This window comes from Ruegeria sp. E1, from assembly GCF_056534225.1.
In genome coordinates, this window is the sequence record NZ_JBQFPE010000007.1 from 161,178 (window position 1) to 173,557 (window position 12,380).

The window sequence follows — 12,380 nt, forward strand, 5'->3', positions numbered from 1 at the left end:
GGAGCAGCCAAATGCGCAAGATGCTTCTGATCCCTTCCTTCGGGCTCATCACCGCGTGCCAAACGGTGGCTCCGGTGAATGATCCCGGCTTCAACACGCCCGCCTATCAGGCGCAGCGCGAGGCGCAATTGGCCGGGCAGGGCTATGGTGGCAATCCGTTGCTGCCACCCGAAGACGTCTCGCAACAGCCGCTCTCGGCCGCCGGTGACAGCGCGGCCGACATCGCTGATCAAACGGCAGCAGTTTTGGCCAGCACCTCCGGCCAGCCTGCGCCCGTCCCCGCGCCGGTGCCGAATAACACGGGCATTTCGGATGAACAGGACTTCGATGCCGTCTCGAACCGGCGCAGTATCGACGCAGATGCAGCTTTGATCGAACAAAACCGCCAGACCTATGAGGTCGTCGCCCCGACAGCGGTGCCTGAACGCGGTCAGGGCGGCCAACCCAATATCGTACAATATGCCCTGAACACCTCGAACCCGGTGGGCACCAAGCTCTATAGTCGTGCCGGTTTCAATCTTGAGGCCAAGGCCCAGCGAAACTGTGCCCGGTTCCCGTCCCCGGATCAGGCCCAGATCGAGTTCCTGTCCAGCGGCGGCCCAGAGCGTGATCGCAACGGGCTTGACCCGGACGGCGACGGTTTTGCATGTGGTTGGGATCCAAGCCCGTTCCGCAGTGCCGTCAACAACTGATCCCTTATCGCCAATCTGGCATCCGTCGCCAAATTTCGGCCCGCGTCGCGGTGGTCTGACGCCGTCACTGATCGTTTTGCACTACACCGCCATGGACGGTGCGCAGGCCGCGTTAGAACGCCTGTGCGATCCGGTGCACGAGGTCTCGGCCCACTATCTGATCGGCGCAGATGGCGCGGTCTGGCAAATGGTGCGCGAACACGACCGTGCATGGCACGCCGGGGCAGGAGAGTGGCATGGGTACAGCGACATAAACTCCCGTTCGATTGGTATCGAACTTGATAACGCCGGAACCCATCCCTTTGCTGAACCTCAGATGGCCATGCTCGAACTACTGCTCAACAATGTCATGGCACGATGGGACATTGCACCCGAAAGCGTGATCGGCCATTCCGATATGGCGCCGGGTCGCAAGGCTGACCCGGGCCCCTGCTTCGACTGGCAAAGGCTGGAACGCCAGGCCCTCGCCGCTCCACGCGGCGTTTCGCACCCGTACGGAGATCTCCGCGCTCTGGCCCATGCCCGGGGCTACACCGCCCCGATTGACGATGCGACGCTGCTTGCCGCAATCCGTCTGCGCTATCGCCCCTGGGCCAAAGGGCCACTGCAAGCCGCTGACCTCACAGCCCTTGCGTGATCCACCCTTCATCTGTCCAAAAATATCCCGGGGTTGAATTGGCCGCAGGCCAAGAAGGGGCTGGCCCCTTCAACGACACATCCACCCTTGACGCCGCTTGGCCCAACGCATACGCACCACCCCGCGCGGAGGGCCGGATGGCCGCTGGTATCGCAAGACACCAGAGGAAAGTCCGGACTCCACAAGACAACGGTGCCGGGTAACGCCCGGGCGGGGCGACCCGACGGAAAGCGCCACAGAAATCAGACCGCCTGCGACCTCGGTCAAGGGTAAGGGTGAAACGGTGGGGTAAGAGCCCACCGCGCCGCTGGCAACAGCGGCGGCACGGCAAGCCCCACCGGGAGCAATGCCAAATAGGGTCCCCGCGCGGGCCGGTCGGCGTCAGCCGATACCGCCGCTAGGTTTGTCCTGACCAAGAGGGACCGGGTTGGCAGCTTGAGCCGCGCAGCAATGCACGGCCCAGATGAATGGTCATCGAAGGGGGCGACCCCGGAACAAGATCCGGCTTACAGGCCCTCCGCGCATAAATCCGATCAGCCACCGGGTGGGGTATAAGCCTCGGTTAATTTGGCCGCCTTTTCGGTGATCGCGACGAAGTCCTCCGCGGTCCAGGCGCGGACGGTTTCGATTTTGTCAACGGCACCTGACGCAGCAACTGCCATTCCAACGGCGACTGCATCTGTTCCATCTGGCGCATCGCTGATAACCACAACATCGTTTGACCCGGTCGTCATGTAAAACGCCAGCAGCTTGCCTCCAACTTTCTCAAGCAGGGCTTTGACTGGTCCTGTCCGATCGGACGGGTTTTGCAACATTCCCTGAACGCCAGTTTGCGAGTATGAAGCATAGGTGATGAAAACAGGCATGATTATCCTCCCTGGAACGATGTTTGGAACCTCGAGCTTGGCCGGTTCCCTGGCCCGAAAAGCACTGCAATTGCTGCCGGGGATCGTGCCCCGCGCAAGCCAGAAATTGGCTTCTTTGGAATAAAGCGCACACATATCATGAAATTGTAATTTGTTCAAATCAGCAGGCGGAATTGCAAGCTCAGGCTGATCCGGATTCCCGTTGCGGTGCGCAAAGATTGCAGTACTCGGGCCGCTGGTTTCTCGAAACCGGATCTGATGTTACCCTTCCGGTCCATAGACATCAGTTCATTGGGAGGTTCAGAATGAGTTTCATGAAAGCGCTTGCGTCGGTTGCGGTCGGATTTGCCGCTGCAAAAGGGTTGGAGAAATACAAGCAGATGGGCGGCATGGCCGGCTTACAGGACATGATGCAGGGCGCAGGCGGCGGGTTCGGTATGGACCAGCTTGGCAAAATGGCCGAGCAGTTCGGAATGCCGGGTGGTGCCGGTGGATTGCAGGAAATGATGGGCAAGCTGGGTATGGCGAACCCTGCCGGAGCTGCCGGCCTTGGCGGGTTGATGAACGCCATGCAAGGGGCGGCCAAGACGGGCAGCCAGCAAACCGTGAACATGATGGAGACGGTGTTCAAGGGAACGCCAGGTGGCGCGGCGATGGAAGCGCAGGCAAAGCTGATGCTACGCGCCATGATTCAGGCAGCCAAGGCGGATGGCGAACTGGATGAACATGAAAAGGAAACCATCCTTGGCGAGTTGGGGGACGACATCAGCGATGAAGAGCGCGCCTTTGTTCAGGACCAACTTGAGGCTCCGATCGATGTGATGGGGCTGGCTGCCGATTCTGGTGCTGCGCTCAAGACCCAGATCTACGCAACGTCGCTGGCGGCGATTCGCCTGGATAACACGCGCGAGGCGTCCTATCTGCGCCAACTGGCAACCGCTTTGGGCCTGTCAGATGCCGAACGCGACCAGATCCATACCTATATGGGGGCGCCGACGCTGCAATCCTGACCCCTGTTGGGACTGATGGTGCGTGTTGACCCGATTACCCTTGACACGCGCCATGCAAGGCGTAAAAGCGCACGCTCAAGAGGATTCAACCGAAAGGCCCCTGCCTTTCCGGACGCAGGAGATAACCATGGCGAAGCCGACGACAATCAAGATCCGTCTGAACTCGACCGCGGGCACGGGCCACTTCTACGTGACCAAGAAAAACGCGCGCACCATGACCGAGAAAATGACCATTCGTAAATACGATCCGGTCGCTCGGAAGCATGTCGAGTACAAGGAAGGCAAGATCAAGTAATCTGCCTTTAGCTTGGAATGCTAAAAGGGACTCTGCCCGTGGGGCCGGGTCCTTTTTTGTTTGATCTACACCGGTTTGCGTTGCCTCAACCTGCCAGAGCGGCGATCAGGGCCGTTGCAGTGGCGCATCAGGGCTGCGGGTATTCTGATCGAGGGCGGCTTGCATTTTTACACAGCCTGCCGCTACGCTTGAGCTAACCGTTCCAAAATGTTGACCGCCATGAAAAAAATCATATTGCCAGCACTTGCCGTCCTGACCCTCTCGGCCTGCGAAGATCCTTTCAATCGCCAGGGCGTCGGCTTCACCGGAATCGACGGCGAACCTCGTACCATTGCGGATGTGCAAGGGGCTGCGGCCTTTGTGCCTGCGGCGACCAATGTTCCGGCAGAGCTTGCCGAACTGCCAACCGTCCAAGTTGCGTCCGATCAGACCGAGCAAGAGAAACTGGCCGGTGTGGCGATCAATAATGGTGGTCGCAGCGATACCTCGGCTGTCCATTTGTCAGGCAGTGCAACGGACCTGTTCCTGAGCACGGTTTCGGTGAACGGCCAGTTGTACGGCGTCTTGCGTACAGCAAACGATTCCACCCGCGTCGACAACTCGGTGGGCACCGTCTTTGGGTCCGAGACCGAGCGTTTTACGGGATGCTTGCCCGCTGGTCAGGTCTATCGCAAGGGATCATCCGAAAAAAGCTCGGGCTTCGCGGTGCCGCTGAACTGTAGCTAAAGGCCCCTTATCTCTCAGTCCAGAACCCCTGCCGTTAGGCGGGGGTTTTCTATATGGTTCGTCACGGCAGCCCTGTGTTTCACGGATCACCGAACCGCCATTCGGCCATCGACATGACGGGTTGCAATCCGCAACGGGCCATCAGGGCCGCCGAGGCACAATTGAACTCCGCAAAGGACGCCGCAACCACAGTCCCGCCTGCTGTAAGCAGCCGTGCTCTGACCTCGGCCATTAGTGCGGTTCCGACACCCTGACGTCGGAACGCTGCATCCACGCTGATCTGGTGAACTACGGCGCGGGTTTCCGGGTGTCGGAACGGCGAGGATGACTGCTCTTCGATCTCGTAAATCGCGTAACCCGCCAGCGCGCCGTCCACTTCAAAGCCCAATGCTTGCACGGAATGTCGCGACAGCCAGTCCTGCAGGTAAGCACACATGTCGCGGTCTGTTGGTAGAGGCGCATAACGGACCGGCTGATGCTGCAGATGAAGGTCATGAACCTGATGCAGCAATGGCAAAATGCGGCTGCATTGGTCGGGTTGGATTTCGCAAATGGGCATCGGTCTCTCCAAACAAAAAAAGGGCGGGTCTTTGCGGACCCACCCTTTCAATCTGATATGTGCGTCGCGTTATTCGCGATTGCCGAACAGTTGCAGCAGGAACATGAACATGTTGATAAAGTCCAGATACAGGTTCAGCGCGCCCATAATGGCAGCTTTTCCCAGCCATTCCTGATCACCCGCATGGGCCATTTGCAGGTAAGTGGTTTTGATCTTTTGCGTGTCATATGCGGTCAGACCGGCAAAGATCAGGACGCCCAGGATCGACACCGCGAACATAATCGCAGGCGATTGCAGGAAGATGTTGATCACCATCGCAACGATCAGGCCAATCACACCCATCATCAGGAAGGTGCCCATGCCGGATAGGTCCTTCTTAGTGACGTAACCATAAAGCGACAGGCCGGCGAAGGCGATCGATGTCACCAGAAACACCTGAGCGATCGAGATGCCGGTGAAGGCGACGAAAATCCAGCTCATCGACAGGCCCATGACGGCTGCGAAGGCGTAGAAAAACAGCTGAGCACCGGCAGCAGACAGGCGGTTGATCGCCGCACCAAAGCCAAACACCATGGCCAGAGGTGCGAACATCACGATCCAGCCCAGAATATTCGGGCTAAGCGTGACCGGATCACGGAAGATCGAAAGCAGTTGCGGGCTCGAACCAACAGCCCAGGCCACCGCAAACGTGATCAGCATACCTACGGACATTGTGCCGTAGACTTTGTTCATGTGGGCGCGAAGGCCCTCGTCAATCTCGGCAGCGCGCGCACCGGCCGCCGTCCGGATCGTGTCGAATTGTGCCATTAAAAGGGTCTCCCTTCATTCATCTGTTCCCGGCCCGCGAATGCAGGCAGGTTTCTCAGCAAATATCGGAGAGGATGGCCTCTGTTTCAAGGGTTTTACGCCCAAAACTCGGCAAAACTGTCGGTAATTTGCCATGGCCGCCCAAACAGGCGGCCCTGGCATCGGATCGAGGCGATTAATACAGTTGCTTTAGCCAGTTATCGGGCGCGTCCCAGATCGGGCGGGCGGCCTCGGATTGGGCGTCCTGACGGGTCAGGCCGATATCGCAAAGCGCGTCATCGTCCAGCCGTGCAAGGGCGCGACGCTGCCGGGCCAGGTTCAGATAGTCCAACAGTTTACCGCGAACTGCGGCAGCTGCGCAGCGTTTAGTTTGTGAAAGTGCGATTTGGGTCATATCTATTGCCCTTTCATGCTTTGTTGATGTTGATCCGGTATTGAATCAATTCTGTTGATCTATATGGCGTGACGTGGCACATTTTAAAAATGAATGTTTTTGACGTGTCCCATAAGGAATCTTGAAGATGCGAAATCTGGACATCACGACGCTTCGCTCATTCGTCGCAGTTGCCGATCATGGGGGCGTCACCCGGGCTGCGGGTTTTTTGCACCTGACGCAGTCTGCTGTGTCGATGCAGCTTAAGCGGCTGGAGGAATTGCTGGGGCTGGAACTCTTGGATCGCAGCGGTCGGACAATCGCTCTGACCGCATCGGGCGAGCAATTGCTGGCCTACGCAAGGCGCATGATCGCGCTGAATGACGAGATCATCTCGAAACTCACGGATCAGGCCTTTGAGGGCGAGGTGGTTCTGGGCGTGCCCCACGATATCGTCTATCCGGCGATCCCGCGCGTGCTGCAGCGGTTCAATGCTGATTTTCCACGGGTTCGCGTGCAGCTGGTGTCGTCCTACACCGTACAGCTTAAGGAAATGTATCAGCGCGGCGAATGCGACCTGATCCTGACCACCGAGGCGACCGGATCGGATAGTGCCGAGGTCATCGCCGAATTGCCGCTGCGCTGGATTGGCGCACCGGGTGGATCGGCATGGCGCAAACGGCCGCTGCCTCTGGCACTGGGACGGCGCTGCATGTTCCGACCGCAGGTGATTGCGGCGCTGGATGCGGCGGGTGTGTCCTGGGAGCTGTCCGTCGAAACCGAAAACGACCGCACGATCGAGGCCACAGTCAGCGCCGATCTGGCCGTACACGCCATGCTAGATGGAACCGAGGCCGCGCATCTTGAACAGATCGACTCGGGCGGTGTGCTACCGGAACTGCCCGCGCATTGCATCAACCTATATGGCGGCGACAGCGGGCGCGATTCGGTTGTCGATGCGCTGGCCGTGCTGGTACGTCAGAACTTTCGTATGCTCGGGGGCACGCCCCTTAAGGCTGTGGTCGGGTAGGGATCACGGGATTATCACGATCTTTCCGGTCGATTTCCGATCCCTCAGCAATTGCATCCCGTGTGCGACGTCGCCCAGCGGCAGAACGTGGCTGATATGAGGTTTGATGCGCCCCTCACTGTGCCATTGAAACAGCGTCGAGAAACTGTTGCGCACGATTTCGGGGCGGAATTTCAGGTAGCCGCCGATATACAGCCCAATCACGGTCAGGTTCTTGACCAGCAGGTGATTGGCCGGGATTTGCGGCACTTCGCCGCCCGCAAACCCGATGGGCAGCAGGCGGCCTTCGGGGTTTGTGGCGCGAAAGGCGGCTTTGAATACATCGCCTCCGATGGCGTCATAGACCACATCAGCCCCGCCAAGGTCCAGAACGCGGGCGCGCAGGTCTTCGTTGGCATCCACCAGATGATCGGCCCCCGCCTGACGAGCAACGGCCAGCTTGTCCGCTCCGCGCGCATGGGCGATCACCGTGGCCCCCATCAGTTTACCGATTTCGACGGCGGTAAGCCCAACGCCTCCTGCAGCTCCCGTGACCAAAAGCGTTTCACCCGGTTGCAGGTGTGCACGGTGATCCAGCGCGATATGGCTGGTGCCAAAAGCAATCTGCATCGCGGCGGCATCTTCAAAGCTGGTGGTCTCAGGCATGGGAATCGCGCGATCCGCGTCGAAAACGCCAAACTCGGCCAGACCGCCCTGGCCTGAATAGACAGCGACACGGTCACCCGGTTTGATGTTCGACACATTGTTTCCGATTTCGTCAACAATACCGGCGACTTCCAAACCCAGCGTAAAGGGTTGTTCCGGCGTGTCCTGATAGGTGCCTTTCTGCATCAGCAGGTCGGCAAAGTTCAGGCCACAGGCCTTGATTCGAAGGCGAATCTGCCCGTCCGCAGGTGTAGGGACATCCATTTCACAAAGCTCAGCCCTACAGCCTCTGGAGTCTACGCGGTAAGCAAGCATATCGGTCCTCCGGCCTTTTGGGGTATAGGCAGACCAGGCCGAGGGAAAGTCAATTCCAAAGGTAATTGTTGTTTGTATCCATGCTCGGCTGAAGTCACTTTGTTGCGCACATGGAAACAATTCATGCCTAGCTGCATTTTGTACAACCATAAACAACTGTTCGGAAAGACGAATACAACCCGCTTGAAAAAAAGACAAAATGCGTCAATATAGCCAACAGGTGCCGTTCGGGGGGCATGTTCCGAGTTAGGGAGTTGTTAACGGGCGACCCGCTAGGATTGCGGGGTGGCTAACGTAACGACGTCCCGAATGGTTGTTTGAGTTACAGAGGAGAGTTCCAATGACCCATCACGTCGATGTCCATGTGGGCAAACGCGTCCGACATCGCCGCTGGCTGATTGGCATGACCCAACAGCAGCTGGCACAGCAAGTTGGGATCAAGTTTCAGCAGATTCAGAAGTATGAAACAGGTGCCAACCGGATCAGCGCGTCTCGCCTGTGGGACATTGCCGAGGCATTGGAGGTTCCGGTCAGCTTTTTCTTCGAAGGTCTCGAAGAGGTTCAGAAGGACGACGCCGATAAAACATCGGTTCCAGCAGATCTGATGGGGGATAAAGAGGCTTTGGATCTTGTGCGTTCGTACTACGCCATTCCGGAAAACCAGCGCCGCCGCCTGTTTGAACTGGCCCGCGTGCTGAGCGAAGTCGCCTGATCGTTCCGGCTTGACAATATGGTGCCTTGGTCGCACGGGTATGCCATGCGATACACACCGTCCAGCGATCTAGAGATTGCCGAGAAAATGGCCGACGCGGCGCGCGCGGCCATTCTTCCTTATTTCCGCCAGCCAAGCCTTGTCGCGGATAACAAACTGTCTTCTGGCTTCGATCCCGTGACCATTGCCGACCGCGCGGCGGAGCAGGCAATGCGTGCGGTTCTGGCCGAATATCGACCGGATGACGGGATTCTGGGCGAAGAATTTGGCGAAAGCACGGGCACCAGCGGGCGAACCTGGGTGCTTGATCCCATCGACGGTACGCGCGGCTTTATCAGCGGTACTCCAACATGGGGCGTTCTGATCGCGCTTAGCACCGAAACAGGTCCGTTTCTTGGGGTCATCGATCAACCCTATATCGGCGAACGCTTTCTGGGCACCGAAGGCGTGGCCGTCTCCAAGGGACCAACCGGGCAGACCAATCTTGCAACTCGTAGCACCAGCGCAATCAGCGACGCGATTGTATTCACAACCTTTCCCGAAGTCGGCACACCGACCGAAGGTGAAGCGTTTCGAGCTGTTGCGGATCAGGCCAAGCTGACCCGGTACGGCATGGATTGCTATGCCTACGCGTTGCTTGCCGCCGGACAAGTCGATCTGGTGATCGAGGCGGGATTGAACTCCTACGACATCCAGGCCCCCATTGCGTTGATCCAAGCCGCGGGCGGGGTCGTCACCGATTGGCGGGGCAACCCTGCACATCAGGGTGGGCGGGCTCTGGCCGCGGCCAACGAAACGCTGCACGCCAATGCGCTGGAGATTCTGCAACAGTTCTGAAACCTGTTGCCGCCAACCAGCTGCGGGCGTAAACTGTCAGCGGCTGGTTCTTGAGTCCGTTTTCCACCAGCCAAGCACTTCTTTTGCATGAGACGGGCAAATGCAGGAGTGCGAAACATGCCTGAAATACTGATCCGAAATGCAGATACCATTCTGACAATGGATGACGCGCGCCGGGAACTTGTCGGTGCCGATATCCTGATCCGCGATGGTCAGATTGCGCAAATAGGTCACCGGCTTGAAACAAATGGTGAAATCCATGATGCAGCAGGATGCGTTGTCACGCCGGGGTTGGTGAATACGCATCACCACTTGTACCAAACCCTGACGCGAGCCGTACCTGGTGGTCAGGATGCCTTGCTGTTTGGATGGCTGAAAACGCTCTATCCGATCTGGGCGCGTTTCGGCCCGGAGCAGATGTTCACCTCGGCCCAGATCGGTTTGGCCGAACTGGCGCTGTCTGGTTGTACGCTAAGTTCCGACCACCTGTATCTGTATCCCAACGGCGCACGGCTGGATGATACGATTGCTGCAGCCGCCGAATTGGGGCTGCGGTTCCAGCCAACGCGCGGTGCCATGAGCATTGGTGAAAGTAACGGCGGCTTGCCACCCGACTCTTTGGTTGAGGCTGAAGGTGCGATTCTCAAAGATATGATCCGCGTGGTGGATGCGTTCCATGATCCCTCCGAAGGATCCATGTGCCGCGTCGGATTGGCCCCATGTTCGCCGTTTTCGGTAAGTCGTGGATTGATGCGGGATACGGCCTTGCTGGCGCGCGACAAGGGCGTGATGCTGCACACCCATCTGGCCGAAAACGACGAAGACATCGCCTATTCCCAGGCGCAATTCGGATGCCGTCCGGGGCAATATGCCGAGGATCTGGGTTGGACCGGGCCGGATGTCTGGCACGCCCATTGTGTCAAACTGGATGGGGCCGAGATTGATTTGTTTGCAAAAACCGGAACCGGTGTTGCGCATTGCCCTTGTTCGAATTGCCGCTTGGGCTCGGGCATCGCTCCGATACGCACCATGCGCGACCGGGGCGTCAACGTGGGTCTCGGCGCGGACGGTTCAGCCAGCAATGACAACGGCAACCTGGTGCTTGAGGCGCGGCAGGTGTTGTTGTTGCAGCGCGTTGCGAACGGTGCAGATGCCATGTCATCCCGCGAAGCGCTTGAGATTGCCACGCGCGGCGGTGCTGACGTGCTGAACCGCCTCGATTGTGGTCGCCTGATGCCGGGAAAACGGGCGGATATTGCCATATGGGATACGCGAGGCATCGAAAGCGCAGGCAGTTGGGATCCCGCCGCGCTGCTGCTGTCGGGACCGACAACAGTCAAGCACCTTTTCGTCGAGGGTCGTCAGATCGTCCGCGACGGTCAGATCACGACGATTGATCTGCCCAAAGCCATCGCGACCCAAAACCGCATGGCACAGGCGTTGATGCAATAGCGGATCCGCCCTTCATCTGTCCAAAAATATCCCCGCCGGAGGCATGTGCCGTCAGGCACATTCCCCGGCGATCCAAACTTCGACCACAGCCCGGTCGTCACCCATCATGATGGTTGGAAAAACCGCTTCCCAAAGACTGTCAGCCATTGCTTCGCGCTGGGCAATGCCGGGGGTCGAAGCCAGATCAAGCACCACCAGATCGGCCTCCATCCCCGGTGCGATATTGCCGATGCAATTCTCCATCCGCAGCGACCGGGCCGAGCCAATGGTGCCCAGCCAAAGCAACTGCGCCGGATGCAACGGGGTGCCGCGCAACTGACCGATTTCATAAGCCGCCGCCATAGTGCGCAGCATCGAGAAACTGGACCCCCCGCCGGTGTCGGTCGCAAGGCCGACACGGTGCCCCTGTCGCATCAAACCTTCCATGTCGAACAGGCCCGAGCCGATGAAGGTATTGGATGTAGGGCAATGGATCAGCGCCGCGTCCACTTCGCGCAACCGATCCCGTTCGCGCGCCTCCAGATGGATAACGTGCCCGTACAGTCCGTTTTTGCCCAGCAATCCGAATTGTTCATAGGTATCCAGATAGTCCCGCGCCTTCGGGAACAGCGACCGAACCCATTCGATCTCATCCGTCTGCTCACACAGATGCGTTTGCATCAGACAATGCGGATAGCCTGCCCACAGCGCCCCCATTGCCTCAAGCTGCTCTGGCGTAGACGTCGGTGAAAACCGTGGCGTAATCGCATAGGACAGGCGATCTATCCCGTGCCATTTCTCCAACAAGGCCTGAGACTGATCGTACGCCGTTTGCGCAGTGTCCTGCAGTCCGTCAGGTGCGTTGCGGTCCATGCAGGTCTTGCCTGCAACGACACGCTGCCCGCGTGCCTGCGCGGCGGTGAAGAACGCATCGACGCTTTCTGGATGGATCGTGCAGAAGCTGCACATGGTCGTGGTGCCATGCGCGGTGGTCAGGTCCAGATAACGGTTGGCAATTTCCGACGCATAGTCCACATCGCCGAACTTCATCTCTTCGGGGAAGGTATAGGTGTTCAGCCAGTCGATCAGCCTTTTGCCCCAGCTCGCGATCATAGCCGTCTGCGGGTAATGGACGTGCGGATCAATAAAACCCGCCATGATAAGGCGGTCGCCGTGATCCGTTACATTAGCGTCGGGATGCGCCTGCAACAGGTCCGCCGCTGATCCGACCGCCGCTATTCGGCCATCCTGAAGCAGCACCGCCTCATGTGTTTTGGCAGCCTCGGTTGGCTCAACCTCAAAAGGTGAAGCGTCGAAGCTGAGAACGCGACCTTTCAAGAGCGTCTTTTGCGTCATGTCATCAATTCTCCACCCGTTTCATTGCCGCGAGACAGCATAGGCGGGCGAAACTTGTGGGTAAATTGGCGCATTGTCATTGTTTTCCG

Annotated in this window: 15 protein-coding genes and 1 other RNA gene; 10 read left to right on the forward strand and 6 right to left on the reverse strand. The window is 58.6% G+C overall.

Features of this window, described 5'->3' with window-relative positions:
- Positions 1–11 precede the first annotated feature (11 nt).
- From ACR0FG_RS10920 to rnpB, 3 genes are all read left to right on the forward strand, one after another.
- Positions 12–692 carry a hypothetical protein gene (locus ACR0FG_RS10920; RefSeq protein ID WP_480892933.1) on the forward strand — a complete coding sequence of 227 codons (681 nt, stop codon included), beginning with the start codon at positions 12–14 and terminating at the stop codon, positions 690–692.
- A complete protein-coding gene (locus ACR0FG_RS10925; protein WP_480892934.1) occupies positions 676–1,329 on the forward strand; it encodes an N-acetylmuramoyl-L-alanine amidase in 654 nt (217 codons plus the stop codon). Before ACR0FG_RS10920 ends, ACR0FG_RS10925 begins: the two co-directional genes overlap by 17 nt.
- Before the next feature lie 125 nt (positions 1,330–1,454).
- Positions 1,455–1,854, forward strand: an RNA gene (rnpB, locus tag ACR0FG_RS10930) — RNase P RNA component class A.
- Between the two features lie 8 nt (positions 1,855–1,862).
- Here the strand turns inward: rnpB and ACR0FG_RS10935 are convergent.
- Complete coding sequence (locus tag ACR0FG_RS10935) at positions 1,863–2,195, reverse strand: GYD domain-containing protein (RefSeq protein ID WP_480892936.1); 333 nt, start codon at positions 2,193–2,195, stop codon at positions 1,863–1,865.
- 305 nt (positions 2,196–2,500) lie between these two features.
- Here ACR0FG_RS10935 and ACR0FG_RS10940 point away from each other — a divergent pair, with 305 nt between their 5' ends.
- The 3 genes from ACR0FG_RS10940 (at position 2,501) to ACR0FG_RS10950 (ending at position 4,226) form a co-directional block, all read left to right on the forward strand.
- A complete protein-coding gene (locus ACR0FG_RS10940) occupies positions 2,501–3,205 on the forward strand; it encodes a DUF533 domain-containing protein (RefSeq protein WP_480892938.1) in 705 nt (234 codons plus the stop codon).
- 127 nt (positions 3,206–3,332) lie between these two features.
- Positions 3,333–3,500, forward strand: coding sequence for a 50S ribosomal protein L33 (rpmG, locus tag ACR0FG_RS10945; RefSeq protein WP_010441901.1), 168 nt, complete (start codon positions 3,333–3,335; stop codon positions 3,498–3,500).
- A gap of 219 nt (positions 3,501–3,719) precedes the next feature.
- Positions 3,720–4,226, forward strand: coding sequence for a membrane lipoprotein lipid attachment site-containing protein (locus tag ACR0FG_RS10950; protein WP_170710338.1), 507 nt, complete (start codon positions 3,720–3,722; stop codon positions 4,224–4,226).
- Positions 4,227–4,305: 79 nt separating this feature from the next.
- Here ACR0FG_RS10950 and ACR0FG_RS10955 read toward each other — a convergent pair whose 3' ends face one another.
- The 3 genes from ACR0FG_RS10955 to ACR0FG_RS10965 form a co-directional block, all read right to left on the reverse strand.
- The gene (locus ACR0FG_RS10955) at positions 4,306–4,785 is read right to left on the reverse strand and encodes an N-acetyltransferase family protein (protein WP_480892940.1); all 480 of its coding nucleotides are present in this window, start codon (positions 4,783–4,785) and stop codon (positions 4,306–4,308) included.
- Between the two features lie 69 nt (positions 4,786–4,854).
- Complete coding sequence (locus ACR0FG_RS10960; protein WP_480892941.1) at positions 4,855–5,592, reverse strand: Bax inhibitor-1/YccA family protein; 738 nt, start codon at positions 5,590–5,592, stop codon at positions 4,855–4,857.
- A gap of 175 nt (positions 5,593–5,767) precedes the next feature.
- Positions 5,768–5,986 carry a DUF1127 domain-containing protein gene (locus ACR0FG_RS10965; RefSeq protein ID WP_480892943.1) on the reverse strand — a complete coding sequence of 73 codons (219 nt, stop codon included), beginning with the start codon at positions 5,984–5,986 and terminating at the stop codon, positions 5,768–5,770.
- A gap of 127 nt (positions 5,987–6,113) precedes the next feature.
- On the opposite strand from ACR0FG_RS10965, the gene ACR0FG_RS10970 reads away from it, so the two are divergent.
- Positions 6,114–6,995: a LysR family transcriptional regulator gene (locus ACR0FG_RS10970; RefSeq protein ID WP_480892945.1), complete on the forward strand. Its 882-nt coding sequence runs from the start codon at positions 6,114–6,116 to the stop codon at positions 6,993–6,995.
- A 3-nt stretch (positions 6,996–6,998) separates the two neighbouring features.
- On the opposite strand, the gene ACR0FG_RS10975 is transcribed toward ACR0FG_RS10970, so the two are convergent.
- Positions 6,999–7,955 carry an NADPH:quinone oxidoreductase family protein gene (locus tag ACR0FG_RS10975; RefSeq protein ID WP_480892947.1) on the reverse strand — a complete coding sequence of 319 codons (957 nt, stop codon included), beginning with the start codon at positions 7,953–7,955 and terminating at the stop codon, positions 6,999–7,001.
- 340 nt (positions 7,956–8,295) lie between these two features.
- Here ACR0FG_RS10975 and ACR0FG_RS10980 point away from each other — a divergent pair, with 340 nt between their 5' ends.
- The 3 genes from ACR0FG_RS10980 (at position 8,296) to ACR0FG_RS10990 (ending at position 10,956) form a co-directional block, all read left to right on the forward strand.
- Positions 8,296–8,667, forward strand: a complete 372-nt coding sequence (locus tag ACR0FG_RS10980) for a helix-turn-helix domain-containing protein (RefSeq protein WP_170710327.1) — start codon at positions 8,296–8,298, stop codon at positions 8,665–8,667.
- Positions 8,668–8,712: 45 nt separating this feature from the next.
- Positions 8,713–9,504 carry a histidinol-phosphatase gene (gene hisN, locus ACR0FG_RS10985; protein ID WP_480892949.1) on the forward strand — a complete coding sequence of 264 codons (792 nt, stop codon included), beginning with the start codon at positions 8,713–8,715 and terminating at the stop codon, positions 9,502–9,504.
- A gap of 117 nt (positions 9,505–9,621) precedes the next feature.
- A complete protein-coding gene (locus tag ACR0FG_RS10990; protein ID WP_480892951.1) occupies positions 9,622–10,956 on the forward strand; it encodes an 8-oxoguanine deaminase in 1,335 nt (444 codons plus the stop codon).
- A gap of 51 nt (positions 10,957–11,007) precedes the next feature.
- On the opposite strand, the gene guaD is transcribed toward ACR0FG_RS10990, so the two are convergent.
- Positions 11,008–12,291, reverse strand: coding sequence for a guanine deaminase (gene guaD, locus ACR0FG_RS10995; RefSeq protein WP_480892953.1), 1,284 nt, complete (start codon positions 12,289–12,291; stop codon positions 11,008–11,010).
- Between the last annotated feature and the right edge of the window lie 89 nt (positions 12,292–12,380).

Coding starts and splice junctions, on each gene's coding strand:
- ACR0FG_RS10920 (WP_480892933.1), top strand. CDS start 12: ATGCGCAAGATGCTTCTGATCCCTTCCTTCGGGCTCATCACCGCGTGC.
- ACR0FG_RS10935 (WP_480892936.1), bottom strand. CDS start 2,195: ATGCCTGTTTTCATCACCTATGCTTCATACTCGCAAACTGGCGTTCAG.
- ACR0FG_RS10940 (WP_480892938.1), top strand. CDS start 2,501: ATGAGTTTCATGAAAGCGCTTGCGTCGGTTGCGGTCGGATTTGCCGCT.
- rpmG (WP_010441901.1), top strand. CDS start 3,333: ATGGCGAAGCCGACGACAATCAAGATCCGTCTGAACTCGACCGCGGGC.
- ACR0FG_RS10950 (WP_170710338.1), top strand. CDS start 3,720: ATGAAAAAAATCATATTGCCAGCACTTGCCGTCCTGACCCTCTCGGCC.
- ACR0FG_RS10955 (WP_480892940.1), bottom strand. CDS start 4,785: ATGCCCATTTGCGAAATCCAACCCGACCAATGCAGCCGCATTTTGCCA.
- ACR0FG_RS10960 (WP_480892941.1), bottom strand. CDS start 5,592: ATGGCACAATTCGACACGATCCGGACGGCGGCCGGTGCGCGCGCTGCC.
- ACR0FG_RS10965 (WP_480892943.1), bottom strand. CDS start 5,986: ATGACCCAAATCGCACTTTCACAAACTAAACGCTGCGCAGCTGCCGCA.
- ACR0FG_RS10970 (WP_480892945.1), top strand. CDS start 6,114: ATGCGAAATCTGGACATCACGACGCTTCGCTCATTCGTCGCAGTTGCC.
- ACR0FG_RS10975 (WP_480892947.1), bottom strand. CDS start 7,955: ATGCTTGCTTACCGCGTAGACTCCAGAGGCTGTAGGGCTGAGCTTTGT.
- ACR0FG_RS10980 (WP_170710327.1), top strand. CDS start 8,296: ATGACCCATCACGTCGATGTCCATGTGGGCAAACGCGTCCGACATCGC.
- hisN (WP_480892949.1), top strand. CDS start 8,713: ATGCGATACACACCGTCCAGCGATCTAGAGATTGCCGAGAAAATGGCC.
- ACR0FG_RS10990 (WP_480892951.1), top strand. CDS start 9,622: ATGCCTGAAATACTGATCCGAAATGCAGATACCATTCTGACAATGGAT.
- guaD (WP_480892953.1), bottom strand. CDS start 12,291: ATGACGCAAAAGACGCTCTTGAAAGGTCGCGTTCTCAGCTTCGACGCT.